Below are 16329 nucleotides of genomic sequence, written 5' to 3' on the forward strand. Positions count from 1 at the left end.
AGCGATGGCCGCCATCCTAGCATGGCGTCAGCGGTGATGGCGGCTGAAAAAGTCCCACATGAATTCATTCGCATCGATGGCGCGCGTGGTCTTGCCGATGGGCAGGCCGATATTGAAGGCATCGGCACCCGGCCAGGTGTGGCCGCCGTCCTTGATGGTGAGCAAGGCCACCTGCTGCGCGCCATTGCCCTGCACCACATGCGTCACTTGCGTATCGTCACCTGCCACGGTGGGTAGCAGGCGCGCCGGTGGCGTGGCGCCTACGATGCCATTGTGCCTGCGCCAGTAATCGAACGTGCCTGCTGCCGACAGGTAGCTGGCAGCCTTGCCTTCATGCAGCACGACCTTGTCGGCCGTCCCCTGTATCAACAGCATGCCGACCTTGTCCGTCTTTTTATGATGCTGCAGCACCGGTTCCGGCATCGGCGCCCCCACCGAGGCGACGGCGGCGAACTGCTGCGGCAGCTCGGCCGCCAGGCGCAGGGCAAAGAAACCGCCACGCGACAAGCCCGTGGCATACACGCGCTTGTCATCGATGCGGTGAGTCTGCTTGAGCTTGGCCAGCATGGCTTGCGTAAAGCCGATATCATCCGTGCCCGCCAGGTAATCCATGCCGAATCCCACGTTCCAGTCTTGCTTGATACCTTGCGGGTACACAACGATGAACTGGTGCCGTTCGGCCGTCTTGTTCATCTGCGTGTACAGCATCTGCTCGGCCATGCTCATGCCGCCGCCATGGAAATTGAAGACGACGGGAAAGGCTTGCTGCGGTGCACTGTCGTAGGCGGGGGGCGTATAGACGATGTAGCGGCGCTTGTCTTCCTTGTGCTGCAGTGATTGCACCTGCGCCAGCACTGGCGTACACAGGCAGGACAGGACGAACAGGCTGATGGCGATTTTCATGGGCTTCCCTTCAAGTAAAAGAGCAGCCAGCATAAGCAAGGCGAGGTGAAATCGCGGTGAAATCCGGCGACTTCTTTTATGGCGCCTGGACGGGAAGGATGGCGACACGGTACTGCGTCGCGCCGGGGTGGAAAACAATGTCCCATTGCATGGCTTGTGCCAGGCGCAGCAGCAGGTTCTGGCCATGCGCGAAACCGTGGATGCGCCGTGGATGCCCCGCCTGCACGGTATTGACGATGTTCAGGCGGCCTTGCGCAAACGCAATGCTGATGCGGCAGTCGGGGCCGCCATGGAACAGGGCATTCGCCAGGCAATTATTGATGAGCAACATGAGCAGTTGCGGGTTGCCGACCACCTCCAGCCGCTCGGGCAAATCCAGGGTCAGCAGGCTGGCATCCCAGCGATGTTCGTCGAGCAGGCGCAGCAGGCATTGCTCGATGCAGGCGCGCAACTCCACCACTACGCCCGATAGCTGTTCCGCCCGCGCCAGCGCGAACAGCACGTCGATGGTGGCGCGCATCTCGTCCGTGGATTGCCGCAGCTGCGCCTGCTCCTGCCCGCCCAGCGGCTGCGCATTCGCCAGCGCCAGGGTGTTATGCATCAGGGTGAGCGGCGTGCGCAATTCATGGCTGACGTCGCGGGTGAATGCCTGTTCGCGCCGCAAGACCGCCTGCAGTTCGGTAAAGGTGGTTTCCAGGCGGCGCGCCAGGAAACCGATCTCGTCGGGGCGGTCGCGCTCGCTGAAATGGACGGTGCTGCCGGGCGCCAGCTGGCGCGCTTCCTGGGCCAGGCGCTGCAAGGGCAGCACGAGGCGCCGCGCAAGCCAATATGCCAGCAGCAAGGCCAGCGCGATCAGCGCCAGCGCCACGCCAGCCACGACACCACCCACTTCCCGCGCCAGGCGCGACACCACCAGCACGGGTGCCACGTCGGCCAGCAGATAGCAGCGGGCCGGCTTGCCGGCGGCAACGACATCAAGCGCCAGCACATGATAATGCTGGCCCGTCTTCGTAAACACTTCCCCGCGCGGGGCGGACGGCGGCACTTGCGCGCGCACCGCTTGAGGCAAGTCAAGGTAACTGCCATAAACCGTGATGAGGTCGCTGCCGGAAAGCGTAAGCTTGCCGTGCTGCTGCCAGCGCATGCTGACGGCCGCCGCTTCGCGCTCGAGCAGGCGCTGCACCAGCATGTCTTCCGTCACGTAGGCGATCACCAGCGCCAGGCCCGTGTAGCACAGGCACAGCAGGACGGCGAAGCCGGCCAGGGCGGCGAACAGGCGCTGCCGGATCGACTTGCTCATGCAGACGCCGCAGCATCGAAGGCCAGGCGGTAGCCCAGTTGCGGTATGGTCACCAGCACGCCAGCCCCGCCAAGCAACTCCAGCTGCTTGCGCAGCGCATAGATATGCGATTTGAGGGCGTCGCTGTCGGGCGGCTGGCTGCCCCACAGTTGCTGCAGCAAGGCCGAGCGCGAGACGGCATGCGGATGTTCGCGGCACAGCAGCAGCAATATCTTGAAACCCGTCTGCGTCAGCGGCAGGGGTGCGTCGCCATACAGGGCGCGCCCTGCGCGCGTCTGCAAGGTGAATGGCCCCACGCGCATCTCCTGATGCATGTGCAGTTGCTGCCGGCGCGCCAGCGCTTCGCAGCGCAAAGCCACCTCGCGCAGGTCGAAGGGCTTGGTCAGGTAATCGTCGGCGCCGTCGCGAAAACCGCGCGCCTTGTCTTCATACGCGTCGCGCGCCGTCAGCATCAAAATCGGCACATTGCTGGGAGCGGCTGCCTTGATGGCGCGGCACACTTGCAAGCCATCCATGTCGGGCAAGTTCAGGTCCAGCAGCACCACGTCATAGCTGTTGCACGTGGCCAATTGCACCGCCAGCGCGCCCGTGCCCGCATGGTCCGTCTGCCAGCGCAAGCCGTCGAGGAAGTCGAGCACCTGGCGCGCGATGGCCAGGTGGTCTTCCACCAGCAAGATACTCAAGGGTAGCTTGTTCATCGCACGCCGGCAATGCGCGCATACAGCCAGAAATTGCCGGATCTTCCGCGAACTTGCCGGTAACAGCGCAGATAGCCCTCCCGCTCGAAAGCGCAGCGTTCGAGCACGCTGATCGAACGTTCATTGCTTTCCAGCACAGTGGCCTGGATGCGCAGAAAGCCAAGGCGCTGGAAGCCCCAGTCCACGACCGACGCGGCGATGGACGTGGCCACGCCCTGCCCCCATACAGCTGGGGCCAGGTCGTAGGCGATCTCCGCCGTGCGATGCTGCGGAGAAATGGCGTTGAAGCCAATCGTGCCCACCAGCTGGCCACCCTCGCGCAGCACGACAGCCAGCCGTATGGACGAAGACGCCTCTGCCGATGCGTAGTCATCGAAATTGGCCTGCAGATCGTCGACGCAATGCAAGTTCCAGCTCGTGTGCTCAACGACGGCAGGGTCGGCCAGGTAGGCATACCAGGCGGGCGCGTCGTTACGTTCCAGTTGGCGCAAAGTCACCAGCGGATGCTCTGAAGCGGGTAAATCAGCAGCTTTCATCGCCTTGCATCCTTTTTAGTCAAGCGGGCAATCGGCGGCCAGCCAGGACACGAAATCATCGGCGGCCAGCTCGAAATCATCGCGCTGCATCGAGCCATGCCCCACCAGGTAGACGGCGCGCTCAGCGCCATCGAGCGCCAGCATGACGGCGCGTCCGCCGCTGTCGTCGCCGATGGTCATATAGCCAGGACAGGATTGCTGCGTGTCATAAGTTTCGTTGCGTTCTCGCAAGCTTTCCACGCCGTACAGCAATACCTGCTCGCCGCGCAAGCCTTCTTGCCCGTCCTGCAGAAAGCGCAGGTAGTGCGCCGGCAAGGCGTGGCCCAGCCAGTGCTGGAACGCGTCGATAGCTTGCCCGCTCACGCGGCGCCCTTGCGCCGCGCTTCCCACTCGCGGCGCAGCAAGCCGTACAGGGCCGAATCGCTGACCTGGCCGGCTACGATCCAGCGTTCGGGCAGAAAACCTTCCTTGTTGAAACCCTGGCGTTCCAGGGCGCTGGCCGAACCGGCGTTGTGCGGGTCGATATCGGCTTCCAGGCGGTTCAGGTCGCGCTCGATGAAGGCAAATTCCAGCAGCGCCGACAGCGCTTCGTGCATATAGCCCTTGCCCCAGTACGGACGGCCCAGCGCGTAGCCGATCTCGGCGCGGCGGTTCTGGCGGTGCTCGGAAAACAGGCTGCAGCTGCCCAGGTATTCGCCCGTCGCCTTCAGCTCAACGGCGAAGCGGAAGAATTCCTCTTTCTCGAAAGCGGCGATGTCCTCAGCAATCTGGCGCGCGGCGCGGCTGGCATCGGTCCATGGTGGTTCGCTGAAATAGCGCATCACTTCGGGGTCGGAATGCATGGCGAATTGCGCCGCCTCATCCGATGGTTGCGGCTTGCGCAGGATCAATCGTTCAGTGGTGATGGTCTTGCTGTAGGTCATGGCGCTCCAGTCTGGCGGCAAACGGACGAATGCTTATTATTCCATGCAACTATAACGATGTGGCAATTTTGTACGCCTGCTTTTAATGTACTATGGCAATATTTTTCACCATATCATTGATACAACTTCATGAGCCGCCTATGCACGCAGTAACCGACGCGGCCAACACCGAAGCCAACCATGCCCTTACCTAGAATCGCCCTCACCATGCCCGTCACCCTCATCGCACTGGCCATCTGGCTGGGCTTGAGCCTGGGCGGCCGCTGGCTGGAAGCGGCCGGCTACGCCTTGCCGGGCGCCGCCGTCACCGGCCGTATCGGCCTGTCGTGGGCGCTGGCCGCCCTGTTCGCGCTGGCGCTGCTGCTGGCATCCAGCCGGCGCCGCGCGGCGGGCCTGTGCGCGCCGCAGCCATTCAAAACGCTGTGGCTCGTCTGCCCGCCCCTGCTGTATGCGCTACTGATGCTGTTGCTGGCCTGGGCCGGCGGCTGGCCGCAGCCGCGCGTGCTGCTGATCGTGGCGTGCAATGCGGCGCTGGTGGCCGTCTCGGAAGAACTGATGTTCCGCGCCATCTTGCTGCAAGGCATGCTGGAGCGCTACGCCGTCTGGCCGGCCGTCCTGATGTCATCGGCACTGTTCGGCCTGGCCCACACGGCTAACGGCCTGGCCACGGGCGACGTCAGCGGCGCCCTGTGGCAAGCCGTGGCCGCCACCCTGCAGGGCGTCGGCTACGCGGCCATCCGCCTGCGCACCCGCTCCATCTGGCCCATGGTGCTCGTGCATGGCTTGTGGGATTACGCGCTGGTGACGGCCACCTTGCCCAACCCGGCCGAAGACGGCGCATCGATCCTGCCGTATATCGCCCTGCTGGCCGTGCTGCCCCTGTGCCTGTACGGCGTCTACCTGCTGCGTCCCAGCCAGCGCGCCGTCCTGTCGCAAGCGCAACTATAATATTGCGACACATTTTTCCATCCACTTGCCGAGGAAGCTGCATGGCGTTTTTTTCACGTGATTACGAAGTATTCCTGCTGCTGGCCGCGCCCGCTGCGCCGCCGCTGTGGGATGCGGCGCAATGGATGCCGTTTGCCGCCAGCCTCGATGGACTCATGGCGCAGGCAAGCGCGAGGGGCAAGCCCGGCGTGCGCAGTCATCAATACAATCCCAAGGGCAAGTCGATTCCCTATGGCCGCCTGGGCTGGGACGACAAGTCACACGCCAAGTGGACGCACACGACGGCCACGACGGAAGCCCGCTTCATGAGCCTGGAAGCATGGGCGCCCACCTGGACCATTTGCGAAAAGGACGACCAGGCGCCCGATGTGTTCCTCGCCCTGGCCAACGAATCGCTGCTGGGACGAGCAGGCAAGCCCTTGCAGTTCAGCCAGCGCCTGGTGTGCGCCATCGCCACGGACATGGGGCCGGAAGCGAGCGCCACCTTGCGGCACTCCTTGACGCAGCTGGCCGCGCAGCAAGACCCCGTCCTCTTCGCCTGCACGCAACGCCAGTGGGGCCGCGCCGCGTACGGCGGTTTCACGGGCGCCATCCAGGATATGCTGATCGGCGGCCTGTTCCAGCCCGACGACCCGCATGCGCGGCCGCTCGATGCGGCCACGTTCCGCGAGCCATGGACGCGCATCGGCAATTGACAGCGCCAGCCATTCCATGGCATCGTTCAGTCATGCAATCGCCATTCCCGCCCCTGCCATCGATTATTGCCGCCATTCGACCGATGGTGGCTTGGCAGGACTGAGATTGCCAAAGCCGCCTGAGAGGCGGCTTTGATTTGCAGCAATAGATCAAGACGTCTCGCAGGCATTATTTCTTTTTAGCGAGCGACCATGTCCCCTACCTCCAGCACTACCGCTGCCCCCACTCTGCACCTCGTGTGCGGCAAAATTGCCTCGGGCAAATCCACCCTGACCACCCGGCTGGCCAGCGCGCCACACACCGTGCGCATCAGCGAAGACAGCTTGCTGGCGCAGCTGTATCCGGGCCAGATCGCCAGCCTGACCGACTACGCGGCTTGCGCTACGCGGCTGCGCGCGGCCATCGCCCCTTTGGCCCTGCAGATGCTGCAGGCGGGCGTGTCCGTCGTGCTCGATTTCCCCGCGAATACGCCCGCCAGCCGTGCCTGGATGCGCGAACTGTTCCAGCAGGCGGGCACGCCGCACATGCTGCATTACCTGGACGTGCCGGACGAGGAATGCAAGGCGCGCTTGCGCCAGCGCAATGCCAGCGGGCTGCACCCGTTCTCCACCAGCGACGCCGAGTTTGACGCCATCACGCGCCACTTCGTGGCGCCACAGGCGTCGGAAGGCTTTGAAATCGTGCGGATTGCCGCTTAAAACGTCCCAGGCAGCAGGATTTTCTTGTCCACCTGCTGCAGGTCGCGCAAGCCGCAAAAGGCCATCGTCAAATCGAGTTCGTTGCGGATGATGTCCAGGCATTTGGTGACGCCCGGGCCGCCCATGGCGCCCAGGCCATACAGGAAGGGGCGGCCGATGTACACGCCTTTCGCGCCCAGGGCCACGGCCTTGAGCACGTCCTGGCCCGAGCGGATGCCGCCATCCATGTGCACTTCGATCCGGCTGCCGACGGCGTCGACGATGGCGGGCATGGCTTCGATCGACGATTGCGCGCCATCGAGCTGGCGCCCGCCGTGGTTCGAGACGATCAGCGCGTCGGCGCCGCTTGCCACGGCCAGGCGCGCGTCTTCCGGGTCCATAATGCCCTTGATGATCAATTTCCCGCCCCAGCGCTGCTTGATCCATTCCACGTCCGCCCACGACAGGCTCAGGTCGAACTGCTGCTGCGTCCAGGCCGACAGGGACGACATGTCCGACACGGATGTGGCATGGCCGACGATATTGCCGAAGCCGCGCCGCTTCGTGCCCAGCATGCCCGCCACCCAGCGCGGCTTGGTGGCCATGTTGATGATGTTGGGAATTGTCAATTTCGGCGGTGCCGACAGGCCGTTGCGCAAGTCCTTGTGGCGCTGCCCCAGCACCTGCAAGTCCAGGGTCAGCACCAGCGCGCCGCATTTGGCCGCCTTGGCGCGGTCGATCAGGCGGTTGATGAATTCGCGGTCCTTCATCACATACAGCTGGAACCAGAACGGTTTCGTCGTGTTCGCCGCCACGTCTTCGATCGAGCAGATGCTCATGGTCGACAGCGTGAACGGCACGCCGAAACGCTCGGCCGCCTGGGCCGCGAGGATTTCGCCATCCGCATGCTGCATGCCCGTCAAGCCCGTGGGCGACAGGGCTACCGGCATCGATACGTGCTGCCCCACCATGGTCGAAGCCAGGCTGCGGTTTTCCAGGTTGACGGCCACGCGCTGGCGGAATTTGATCTTCGCGAAATCGCTGTTGTTGGCGCGGTACGTCGACTCCGTCCAGGAGCCGGAATCGGCGTAGTCGTAAAACATGCGCGGCACCCGTTTCTGGGCCAGCACGCGCAAGTCTTCGATGCAGGTGATGATACTCATGCGTTTCCTCGGTCGATGGCAAGTCGAACCATGATCGTGCATTTGCCTGCAATTGTCTATCCGGCAGGCAATGCCATCGGACGTGGCGCCACACTTACCAATCGCGCGCGCCGAGGATCTGCTCTCCCAGCGCCGTCAACCACGCCTGCGGATAGCGCAGCTTTTCCTTTTCCTCGGGGTCGCCGGGAAACGCATAGCCCTGCGGCGCGCTGCGCTCGCGCCAGCTTTGCACGCGCCAGTCGCGCAAGGCTTGATTGTCTTCCTGCGCTGGCGTGAAGGAAATATATTGCGCCAGGCGCACCTGGTCCGCCGACGTGTTCGGGCGGATGCCATGCGCCAGCAAGCTGTTGAAGATCAGCAGCTCTCCTTTCTTCATGGCGATGAATTCCATCGGGTACGGCACCGTCGCCAGGTCTGGCTGCCACGGGTTGCGATCAAGCGGCACCGTCTTGCGCCACGCGAGCAAGTTGTTGAACAATTCTGGATAACACTGGAAACCGCCGCTTTCGGGCGAGGTGTCGGACAGGGCCAGCACACCCTGCACATTGACGGGCAGCGGGTCGAGCGTGGTGTCGGCATCCCAATGGATGAAGCCGCCAAACTTGCGCTTGCCGTTGTTCGGCGTGTTCAGGTTGGCGCGGTCGATGGTCACCCACAAATCCTGGCGGTCCCAGATGTCGACAAAGGCGTCGTACACGCGCTGGGTCTGGCGGTTATCCCACAGGGTCTGGTTGTGGTAGGCCTCGACCATGCCGGAACCGTTGAGCTCTTTCATGGCGTGGTCGCGCAACTGGTCCCGGTTCCAGGTGGCGGGGTCATGCTGGTCCAGTCCCTGGAATTCCCACAGGAAATCGGTTGTGCGGCGCACCTGTTCCGGCGGCACGGCATCCTTGACGATGACGTAACCGTAGGTTTGCCAGTGCAAAAAGTCGCTGTCGGACAGCACGCGCAGGGGCAGCTGTTTCCGGATGTCGCGCAACTGGGTTTGTTCCGTGTAGGCCACGGACGGGTTGCCGGGACGGTCTTCGCCGTATTGATATCGGTCTTCTTGCATCGCTGTCTCCTGTGTTGGTGTGAGACAGATTGTGCTTCGGCAGTGCCGCGTAAAATGGGTGCGCAGCAACCAATACTGATACTATCCTGACTATCGACCACCTCAAAACGTCACGATGACGCCTTTATTCGAACAAGTCACGATCCCGACAGGCCACTCCTGGGGCTTGCTGTGGCGCGAACTCGATGCCATTCCCTTCATTTGGCACTACCACCCGCAGTTCGAGCTGACCTTGACGGTCAATGCGCGGGGGCAACGCTACATCGGCGACCACCTGGGCGATTTCGAGCCGGGCGACCTGGTGCTGCTGGGGCCGAATTTGCCGCACACGTGGTCGGCCAGCGAGCGCATCGACGGCACGCAGCCCATGCTGGCCGTCGTCGTGTGGTTTTCCCTCGAATGGGTGGAGCAGCTGGCGGCCTGTTTTCCGGAGTTGCACAGCGTCCGGCAACTGGCGCGCCGCGCCGGCCCTGCCCTGCATTTTTCGCCGGCAACGAGCGCGCGCAACGCATCCAGACTGCTGCAATTGAATGCGCTGCCCGTACCGCAGCGCTTGCCGCTGCTGCTCGACGTGCTGCTGGATCTGGCGGGCGATGGCAGTGCGCAGCCGCTGGCGTCAACGGCGCAGGCGCCGATGCCCGATGGGCAGCAAAAGCGCATGGAAATCGTGTTTGACTTCATGCACGCGCATTTCCGGGAAGAGATTGCACTGGAAACGCTGGCGCAGCGGGCGGCCCTGTCGCTGGGCGCCTTTCACCGCTGTTTCAAGCGCCACGCGCATTGCACGCCGGGCGAATACCTGGCGCGGCTGCGTATCGGCCGCGCCTGCCAACAGCTGATCGAAAGCAATCTTGCCATCGCCGTCATCGCGCAAGAGGCTGGCTACCGCAACCTCGCGCATTTCAACCGCCAGTTCCGCGCCGCCAGGCAAGTCACGCCGCGCGCGTTTCGCCTGCAATACCGGCGTGGCGCCACTGGCGCAGCGTAAATCCATTCAGAAACGAAAAAGGGGATCAGATTTTACAATCTGATCCCCAATATTCTGGTGCGGCTGGCAGGAATTGAACCCACGACCCCTTGGTTCGTAGCCAAGTACTCTATCCAGCTGAGCTACAGCCGCCTAAGACAAGATTATAGCAGGGCTTTGCAGAATGGCAAAGGGCGCCGTGCGGATATTTCACAATTGCCCAGGCCGCCAACATGCACCCTGCCCGCGTCCCGCCAGGACGAAAAAAAACCCGGAAAGCGAACTTTCCGGGTTTTTTCACTACTGCAAATACTGGTGCGGCTGGCAGGAATTGAACCCACGACCCCTTGGTTCGTAGCCAAGTACTCTATCCAGCTGAGCTACAGCCGCAAACTCTGACACACTTCGCCTGACGGCGCGAAGCTTGAAACTTTCATCAACATGAAGCGAACTCCATCTTGGCAATACTGGTGCGGCTGGCAGGAATTGAACCCACGACCCCTTGGTTCGTAGCCAAGTACTCTATCCAGCTGAGCTACAGCCGCAAAACTTCTACAACATTCCATCAACAGCATGGAGGTGAAACTTGTTACAACAAAACCAGGCAAAGTCTGATTTTCAGTATTCTGGTGCGGCTGGCAGGAATTGAACCCACGACCCCTTGGTTCGTAGCCAAGTACTCTATCCAGCTGAGCTACAGCCGCGCAGGCAAACATTATAGCGTATTCATTTCGCTTTGAAAAGTTCGATTTTTCAATCGCTTAGCTGATTTTGCAGAATACCGCCCCGCATGATCGACTACCTTTTCACTGCCAAAAAGCTCACGCCTTTTTATCGATGGACACTTCTGCTTTCACAGGAGCTTCCAGCGAATCGAGAAGTTGCTGTCTCGAAAGAAGCGGGATTATAGGGACTGCTTTCCAGCCTGTCCAGTGCTATCTGCAGGCGGCGCGCAAGCGTGCGGTGGCGGCGCGGCGCTTGGGGCTACAATACCAGTCAGACAGGGGCGCTTGTGCCTCCCCTAATTCATGACGGCGGGTAATTCCATCATGCTCCATTTAACTGAGCTTAGCGGCGGCGGCCCGGCGGGGCAAGCGCCCGTGCGGCAGACTCACTGTTGCAGGATTTCCGATGGCCAAGCATGACCGCGAGCAAGATCTGCTTCCCCCATCAGCGCCGCTGAGCCTATCCGACGAGCGCCTGGCCAACCTGCTGGAGGGCATCACCGATGGCTTTTGCCTGCTCGACCGCGACTGGCGCATCCGCTACATCAATACGCGCGGCACCGACATGCTGGCGCCGCAGCGTCCGCCTGGCGCCAGCCTGGCCGGCAGCAGCCTGTGGCAAGCCTGCCCGGAACTGCTGGGCACGGAACTGGAAACGCAGTATCGGCGCGCCATGGCGCAACAGCACGGCGGCAGCTTCGAACTGCTGTACACGCCGCTGGGGCGCTGGCTGGAAGTGCGCATCTTCCCTTCCAGCGATGGCTTGACCACGTATATCCAGGACATCAGCCAGCGCAAGGCCAGCGAAGAAAGCTTGCGCCACAGCGAGGAAGACTTGCGCGCGCTGGCCAATTCCATCCCGCAACTGGCCTGGATCGCCGGCTTCGATGGCACCATTGCGTGGTACAACCAGCGCTGGCACGACTATACGGGCACCAGCGCCGAACAGATGGCGGGCGATGGCTGGAGCATCGCCTATCACGCGCAGCACCTGCCGCCCATGCTGCATGCCTGGAAGGCCGCCTTGCGCGATGGCACGCCCTTCGAAATGGAGTTCCCCATCCGCGGCGCCGACGGCCAGTTCCGCTGGTTCCTGACGCGCGCCAATCCCGTGCGCGACCGGGGCGGCCAGCTGCTGCGCTGGTTTGGCACGAGCACCGATGTCGACCAGGTCAAGCGCGCGCAGGAAGCCCTGCGCGATGAAACGCGCGTGCTGGAGTTGCTCAACAATACGGGCGCGGCCCTGGCCGGCACCCTGGACTTGCCGGCCCTGCTGCAGGAAACCGTCGATGCGGCCACGCGCATCAGCGGCGCGCACTTCGGCGCCTTGTATTATGACGATGCGGGCGAGCTCCACGACAGCGCCGCCCCGCTGCCCGCGGCGCGCGCCGTCAACGGCATCAGCCTGTGCGAGGCCGATGCCATTGCCACGGAACTGCGCCAGGGACCAGCCATGCGCCAGAACGACTTGCTGGCCGCGCCCGACGCCAGCGCCGGCGGCGCGCCGCCGCTGCGCAGCTGCCTCAGCCTGCCCGTCAGCTCGCGCTCGGGCCTGTTGCTGGGGCGTTTGCTGCTCGGTCATCCGCAGGCGGGCATGTTCAGTGCGCGCAGCGAACGCATCGTTTCGGCCATCGCAGCCCAGGCCGCCGTCGCGCTCGACAATACGCGCTTGTACGCGGCCGCCACGCGCGCCGCGGAAGAGCGCAAGGTGCTGCTCGACAGCGAACGCGAGGCGCGTGCCGAGGCCGAGCGCACGAACCAGCTGAAAGACGATTTTCTCACCACCCTGTCGCATGAACTGCGCACGCCCTTGTCGGCCATCCTGGGCTGGGCCCAGGTGCTGCGGCGCGGCACGCGCGACGAGGCCGACCTGCACCGCGGCTTGCAAAGCATCGAACGCAATGCGCGCGCGCAGGCGCAGCTGATCGAAGACTTGCTCGACATGAGCCGCATCACCTCCGACAAGGTGCTGCTCGACCTGCAAACCATCGTGCCCGCCAGCATCATCGCCTCGGCCATCGAAACCCTGCGCCCGGCGGCCGACGCCAAGCACATCGCCATCCACAGCAACATCGCCAGCGATGCGGGCCGCATCACGGGTGACCCCAGCCGCATCCAGCAAGTGATCTGGAACCTGCTGTCGAATGCCTTGAAGTTCACGCCACAAGGAGGGCGGGTCGATATCGGCGTGCACCGCGAAGCGACCCGCCTGGCCATCACGGTGGCCGACAACGGCGTCGGCATCAAGAAAGATTTCCTGCCCCACGTATTCGACCGCTTCCGCCAGGCTGACGCCTCGACCACGCGCCGGCATGGCGGACTGGGGCTGGGGCTGGCCATCGTCAAGCACCTGGTGGAGCAGCACGGCGGCACGGTCACCGTCAGCAGCGCCGGCGACATGCAGGGCGCCAGCTTTACCGTGCGCCTGCCCCTGGGGACGCCGGCCGTTGCCGCGCGCCTGGCGGGCAGCGCCCCGTCCGCCAGCCATGACTTGCGCGGCGTCACGGTGCTGCTGGTCGATGACGAAGCCGATGCGCGCGAGCTGACGGAGCGTATCTTGCGCGACAACAACGCCGAAGTGCACAGCGCCGGCAGCGTGGCGCAAGCGCTGCAACTGCTGGACCAGGTGCGCCCGGATGTGCTGGTCAGCGACATCGGCATGCCCGATGCCGACGGTTTCGACTTGCTGGCGCAAGTCCGCGCGCACGCCTCCCCTGAGGCGGCCCGGCTGCCCGCGCTGGCCCTGACGGCGTTTGCGCAACCGCAGGATCGCCAGCGGGCGCTGGCCAGCGGCTTCCAGGACTGGGTGTCGAAACCGCTCGACCCGGCCGAACTGGTGGCGGCAGTGGCGCAACTGGCCGCCGCGCGCGTGGCCGGCTCGCCGCCTTGAACAGCGCCGCCAGGGCGGCAAGATAGTCGGCAAAAAGATGATGCAAAGAAATACATAGTGCAGAACAAAATAACTATTTTGTGGTTTAGCCTTCCTACTTTCAGACGCGGCACTGTCCTACAAGCAACTAAGCTGAAGTTTGCTACACTGAAATGCAGAAGCACACCTGCATGGCAGGCTGGAGACCGCCGACCTTGGCTGCCGTCATTGGCAGAAGCGAGTTCAAGCGCTGTTGTGCGCCCTATCTTGTTGCAAGGCGCTACTATCATCCGACCGCCGTCAGCCGCGCCGCCAGCCTATTCGCTGCGGTAGAAGCCAGTGTTGCATAGACCGTATAACCGAGACCCTACATGCCCAGCCAAGATGAGATTTTGAAAGCCAAAATTTTGGTCGTTGACGATTCACCCGACAATGTCGACCTGATGCTGGAAATCCTGCGCGATGCCGGCTACACCAATGTCACGGCCACCATGCGTCCGGCGCAGGTCTGCCCCCTGCACCAGGAGCATTGCTACGACCTGATCTTGCTGGATCTGCAAATGCCGGAACTCAATGGTTTCCAGGTCATGAAAGGCTTGAAGGAAATCGAACATGGCGGCTACCTGCCCGTGCTGGCCCTGACGGCGCAGCCGAGTTTCAAGATCGCCGCCCTGGAAGCGGGCGCGCGCGACTTCATCAGCAAGCCCTTCGACCTGATGGAAGTGCACAAACGCATCCACAACATGCTGGAAGTGCGCCTGCTGTACAAGGAACTGGCGCAATACAGCAAGCAGCAGCAGGAACTGGCGCTGCACGATCCGCTGACGGGCTTGCCGAACCGGCGCCTGCTGGAAGACCGCATCGAGCATACCTTGCAGCAATCGGCCCGCAACCGCGGCAAGTCCGCCATCCTGTACCTGGACCTGGACGGCTTCAAGGCCATCAACGACAGCTACGGCCACGGCTATGGCGACGATATCCTGAAAATGGTGGCGGGCCGCCTGGTGGGCGCATCGCGCAAAGAAGACACGGTGGCGCGCATCGGCGGCGATGAATTCGTCATCGTGCTGGGCAACCTGGCCGGCAAGGGCGACGCGCGCGAACCGGCCGCCAAGCTGATCGAAGTCATTTCCGAGCCGTATTTCATCAACGACCTGACCCTGCGCCTGTCGACCAGCATCGGCATCGCCATCTACCCGGACGATGCCAGCACCGTCGAATCCCTGCTGGGCGCGGCCGACACGGCCCTGTATGAAGCCAAGCGCGCCGGCAAGAACCGCTTTTGCTGCACGCCGCACGAAGTGATCGCCTCGCAGGTCAACATGCAGAAAAGCAGCATTCCGTCGATCGCTTGAATTTACTTTCCGCACGACACATGAAAAAAACCGGCAAGCCACGTTGATGGCTTGCCGGTTTTTTATGGCCGGGAGGCTTTATTTCTTGCCAGCCGTCACTTCATGCTGGCCCGCATGCTGGTGATCCGTTTGCGCATTGACGGTGTCCGGCGACACTTCGATGCGCGTGATGCCGGCATCGACGGAGATCGGGTCGCTGGCAGGGAAGGTCATTTCCACGGCGTCATCGAGCAATTCTTCCTTGGCCCGTTCTTCGCCGCTCATGCCCTCTTCATCGGCCAGGATGGCCAGCGCGCTGGCCCATTTGACAAAATTGAGGTTGGACAGTTCGCGCACGGTGTTCACGCCAAACGCTTGCTGCAAGGCCTTGGCATCCTTCGCGCTGACGCCGCGCAGGGCACTGATGGGCGCATTGACGATGTCGCGGAAGCTTTTGTCGAGATATTCCTTGTCGACGATGGTTTCGATATTCATGGCATGTCCTTTCGTTTCGGTAAGCGGGCCAGTGCTGCCCCCCGCGCCGCGGTGGCGCCAGGCTGCATGGGGTAGTGACAGCCCCACTATGGCAGCGCGCAGCGTCTTGGTATGTGCGCAGCCGTACGTAACGACGGGAACTTTGTCCACTGGCGAAAGCGATAATATTGCCTATCATACAAAAATGATGGAAGGAGATCAAAATTGCCGAAAAGACAGAAATTTTCCATCCATGCGCCCCGCGATGAAATCCTCATGTATGATCCACAACTTGAATTTGGTCCTCACCTTTCACCATTCACGGGGCGCTATGTCCGCACAAACAGATCCGAACAAGGAAGCGGCCCAGGCCGATGCGGAACGCGCCGCCGATCTCAGCGAGTTGCTGGGTCATGTCAACACAAGCTGGGACAATGAACGGCGCGCCCTGTCGCGCCAGTTGCACGACAGCCTCGGCTCCTCGCTGACGGCGCTGACCATGCACCTGTCGCTGCTGACGCAAAAGATGCCGCAGGAAGCCGCCTTGCTCGACCGCGCGGCGACCATGAAGCAATTGCTGCTGAATGTGATTGAAACCAACCGCCAGATGCAGATGAAGTTGTGGAACGACAAGCTCGAGTTTCTCGGCGTGAATGTGGCGCTGGGCGAGCTGGCCGCGCAATTTGCCGAACAGCACAAGATCACCGTGCGCTGCAGCTTGCCCGAAGATGAACTGATTTGCCCGCGCAACGTGGGCGTGGCCCTGCTGCGCACCCTGGAAGAAGCGCTCGGCAACATCTCCGCGCACGCCCACGCCACGCAAGTGGATATCATCATCGACGACAATGAGGACGCGCTGATGATGACCGTCAAGGATGACGGCGTGGGGCTGCCGAAGAGCGAGCCCGTCGAAATGAGCAAGCACGGCCTGCGCTCCGTGCGCGAGCGCGTGCATTACCTGGGCGGCAGCCTGAGCCTGGCGGCCAATCCGCAAGGCGGCACGGCCCTGACCGTCGTCTTGCCGCGCATTACGCCAAAAGAATAATTTCCCGCAGCGGGCGC

General features: G+C 62.8%; 16 protein-coding genes and 4 tRNA genes. 7 read left to right on the forward strand and 13 right to left on the reverse strand.

All coding sequences use genetic code 11. The features are described from left to right. Positions 1-27 precede the first annotated feature (27 nt). The 6 genes from U0004_RS19835 to U0004_RS19860 all read right to left on the reverse strand — a co-directional run bounded on the left by U0004_RS19835 (position 28) and on the right by U0004_RS19860 (position 4360). Complete coding sequence (locus U0004_RS19835; RefSeq protein ID WP_070258013.1) at positions 28-903, reverse strand: CE1 family esterase; 876 nt, start codon at positions 901-903, stop codon at positions 28-30. Positions 904-979: 76 nt separating this feature from the next. Continuing rightward, positions 980-2203, reverse strand: a complete 1224-nt coding sequence (locus U0004_RS19840; protein ID WP_070258011.1) for a sensor histidine kinase — start codon at positions 2201-2203, stop codon at positions 980-982. Then, positions 2200-2901, reverse strand: a complete 702-nt coding sequence (locus U0004_RS19845) for a response regulator transcription factor (RefSeq protein WP_070258009.1) — start codon at positions 2899-2901, stop codon at positions 2200-2202. The genes U0004_RS19840 and U0004_RS19845 overlap by 4 nt, the downstream gene beginning before the upstream one ends. Then, a complete protein-coding gene (locus tag U0004_RS19850) occupies positions 2898-3437 on the reverse strand; it encodes a GNAT family N-acetyltransferase (RefSeq protein ID WP_070258007.1) in 540 nt (179 codons plus the stop codon). Before U0004_RS19850 ends, U0004_RS19845 begins: the two co-directional genes overlap by 4 nt. A 15-nt stretch (positions 3438-3452) precedes the next feature. After that, positions 3453-3800 (reverse strand): SMI1/KNR4 family protein, encoded by a 348-nt coding sequence (locus U0004_RS19855; protein WP_167468683.1) that lies wholly within the window; start codon positions 3798-3800, stop codon positions 3453-3455. Next, on the reverse strand, positions 3797-4360 hold the full coding sequence (locus U0004_RS19860; RefSeq protein WP_070258006.1) for a GNAT family N-acetyltransferase: 564 nt from the start codon (positions 4358-4360) through the stop codon (positions 3797-3799). Before U0004_RS19860 ends, U0004_RS19855 begins: the two co-directional genes overlap by 4 nt. Positions 4361-4540: 180 nt before the next feature. Here U0004_RS19860 and U0004_RS19865 point away from each other — a divergent pair, with 180 nt between their 5' ends. From U0004_RS19865 to U0004_RS19875, 3 genes are all read left to right on the forward strand, one after another. Then, complete coding sequence (locus U0004_RS19865; protein WP_081345766.1) at positions 4541-5308, forward strand: CPBP family intramembrane glutamic endopeptidase; 768 nt, start codon at positions 4541-4543, stop codon at positions 5306-5308. A 41-nt stretch (positions 5309-5349) separates the two neighbouring features. Beyond that, the gene (locus tag U0004_RS19870) at positions 5350-6003 is read left to right on the forward strand and encodes a hypothetical protein (protein WP_081345765.1); all 654 of its coding nucleotides are present in this window, start codon (positions 5350-5352) and stop codon (positions 6001-6003) included. Between the two features lie 192 nt (positions 6004-6195). Beyond that, positions 6196-6702 carry an AAA family ATPase gene (locus U0004_RS19875; RefSeq protein ID WP_070258003.1) on the forward strand — a complete coding sequence of 169 codons (507 nt, stop codon included), beginning with the start codon at positions 6196-6198 and terminating at the stop codon, positions 6700-6702. Here the strand turns inward: U0004_RS19875 and U0004_RS19880 are convergent. After that, complete coding sequence (locus U0004_RS19880; protein WP_070258001.1) at positions 6699-7844, reverse strand: alpha-hydroxy acid oxidase; 1146 nt, start codon at positions 7842-7844, stop codon at positions 6699-6701. The two genes, U0004_RS19875 and U0004_RS19880, sit on opposite strands and share 4 nt — an antisense overlap. A gap of 94 nt (positions 7845-7938) precedes the next feature. Then, positions 7939-8898, reverse strand: a complete 960-nt coding sequence (locus U0004_RS19885; protein WP_070258000.1) for a phytanoyl-CoA dioxygenase family protein — start codon at positions 8896-8898, stop codon at positions 7939-7941. A 115-nt stretch (positions 8899-9013) separates the two neighbouring features. Here U0004_RS19885 and U0004_RS19890 point away from each other — a divergent pair, with 115 nt between their 5' ends. After that, a complete protein-coding gene (locus U0004_RS19890; RefSeq protein WP_070257999.1) occupies positions 9014-9886 on the forward strand; it encodes a helix-turn-helix domain-containing protein in 873 nt (290 codons plus the stop codon). 55 nt (positions 9887-9941) lie between these two features. Here the strand turns inward: U0004_RS19890 and U0004_RS19895 are convergent. The 4 genes from U0004_RS19895 to U0004_RS19910 all read right to left on the reverse strand — a co-directional run bounded on the left by U0004_RS19895 (position 9942) and on the right by U0004_RS19910 (position 10569). Next, positions 9942-10018: transfer RNA gene (locus U0004_RS19895), tRNA-Arg, on the reverse strand. A gap of 160 nt (positions 10019-10178) precedes the next feature. Next, positions 10179-10255: transfer RNA gene (locus tag U0004_RS19900), tRNA-Arg, on the reverse strand. A 78-nt stretch (positions 10256-10333) separates the two neighbouring features. Beyond that, positions 10334-10410 (reverse strand) — tRNA-Arg (locus U0004_RS19905). A gap of 82 nt (positions 10411-10492) precedes the next feature. Then, positions 10493-10569, reverse strand: a tRNA-Arg gene (locus U0004_RS19910). 427 nt (positions 10570-10996) lie between these two features. On the opposite strand from U0004_RS19910, the gene U0004_RS19915 reads away from it, so the two are divergent. Together U0004_RS19915 and U0004_RS19920 are read left to right on the forward strand one after the other, a co-directional pair. Then, positions 10997-13480, forward strand: a complete 2484-nt coding sequence (locus tag U0004_RS19915) for a hybrid sensor histidine kinase/response regulator (RefSeq protein WP_115057543.1) — start codon at positions 10997-10999, stop codon at positions 13478-13480. A gap of 350 nt (positions 13481-13830) precedes the next feature. Next, positions 13831-14814 (forward strand): GGDEF domain-containing response regulator, encoded by a 984-nt coding sequence (locus U0004_RS19920; protein ID WP_070256637.1) that lies wholly within the window; start codon positions 13831-13833, stop codon positions 14812-14814. Positions 14815-14892: 78 nt separating this feature from the next. Here U0004_RS19920 and U0004_RS19925 read toward each other — a convergent pair whose 3' ends face one another. Then, a complete protein-coding gene (locus U0004_RS19925; protein ID WP_070256635.1) occupies positions 14893-15288 on the reverse strand; it encodes a hypothetical protein in 396 nt (131 codons plus the stop codon). Positions 15289-15598: 310 nt separating this feature from the next. Here U0004_RS19925 and U0004_RS19930 point away from each other — a divergent pair, with 310 nt between their 5' ends. Further along, positions 15599-16312: a sensor histidine kinase gene (locus tag U0004_RS19930; RefSeq protein WP_070256633.1), complete on the forward strand. Its 714-nt coding sequence runs from the start codon at positions 15599-15601 to the stop codon at positions 16310-16312. Positions 16313-16329: the final 17 nt, after the last annotated feature.

This window comes from Janthinobacterium lividum (assembly GCF_034424625.1).
GTDB lineage: Bacteria > Pseudomonadota > Gammaproteobacteria > Burkholderiales > Burkholderiaceae_D > Janthinobacterium > Janthinobacterium lividum.

Excerpts from the sequence above, each read along its gene's own strand:
- U0004_RS19835 (WP_070258013.1), bottom strand. The coding sequence starts at position 903 with ATGAAAATCGCCATCAGCCTGTTCGTCCTGTCCTGCCTGTGTACGCCA.
- U0004_RS19840 (WP_070258011.1), bottom strand. The coding sequence starts at position 2,203 with ATGAGCAAGTCGATCCGGCAGCGCCTGTTCGCCGCCCTGGCCGGCTTC.
- U0004_RS19845 (WP_070258009.1), bottom strand. The coding sequence starts at position 2,901 with ATGAACAAGCTACCCTTGAGTATCTTGCTGGTGGAAGACCACCTGGCC.
- U0004_RS19850 (WP_070258007.1), bottom strand. The coding sequence starts at position 3,437 with ATGAAAGCTGCTGATTTACCCGCTTCAGAGCATCCGCTGGTGACTTTG.
- U0004_RS19860 (WP_070258006.1), bottom strand. The coding sequence starts at position 4,360 with ATGACCTACAGCAAGACCATCACCACTGAACGATTGATCCTGCGCAAG.
- U0004_RS19865 (WP_081345766.1), top strand. The coding sequence starts at position 4,541 with ATGCCCTTACCTAGAATCGCCCTCACCATGCCCGTCACCCTCATCGCA.
- U0004_RS19870 (WP_081345765.1), top strand. The coding sequence starts at position 5,350 with ATGGCGTTTTTTTCACGTGATTACGAAGTATTCCTGCTGCTGGCCGCG.
- U0004_RS19875 (WP_070258003.1), top strand. The coding sequence starts at position 6,196 with ATGTCCCCTACCTCCAGCACTACCGCTGCCCCCACTCTGCACCTCGTG.
- U0004_RS19880 (WP_070258001.1), bottom strand. The coding sequence starts at position 7,844 with ATGAGTATCATCACCTGCATCGAAGACTTGCGCGTGCTGGCCCAGAAA.
- U0004_RS19885 (WP_070258000.1), bottom strand. The coding sequence starts at position 8,898 with ATGCAAGAAGACCGATATCAATACGGCGAAGACCGTCCCGGCAACCCG.
- U0004_RS19890 (WP_070257999.1), top strand. The coding sequence starts at position 9,014 with ATGACGCCTTTATTCGAACAAGTCACGATCCCGACAGGCCACTCCTGG.
- U0004_RS19915 (WP_115057543.1), top strand. The coding sequence starts at position 10,997 with ATGGCCAAGCATGACCGCGAGCAAGATCTGCTTCCCCCATCAGCGCCG.
- U0004_RS19920 (WP_070256637.1), top strand. The coding sequence starts at position 13,831 with ATGCCCAGCCAAGATGAGATTTTGAAAGCCAAAATTTTGGTCGTTGAC.
- U0004_RS19925 (WP_070256635.1), bottom strand. The coding sequence starts at position 15,288 with ATGAATATCGAAACCATCGTCGACAAGGAATATCTCGACAAAAGCTTC.
- U0004_RS19930 (WP_070256633.1), top strand. The coding sequence starts at position 15,599 with ATGTCCGCACAAACAGATCCGAACAAGGAAGCGGCCCAGGCCGATGCG.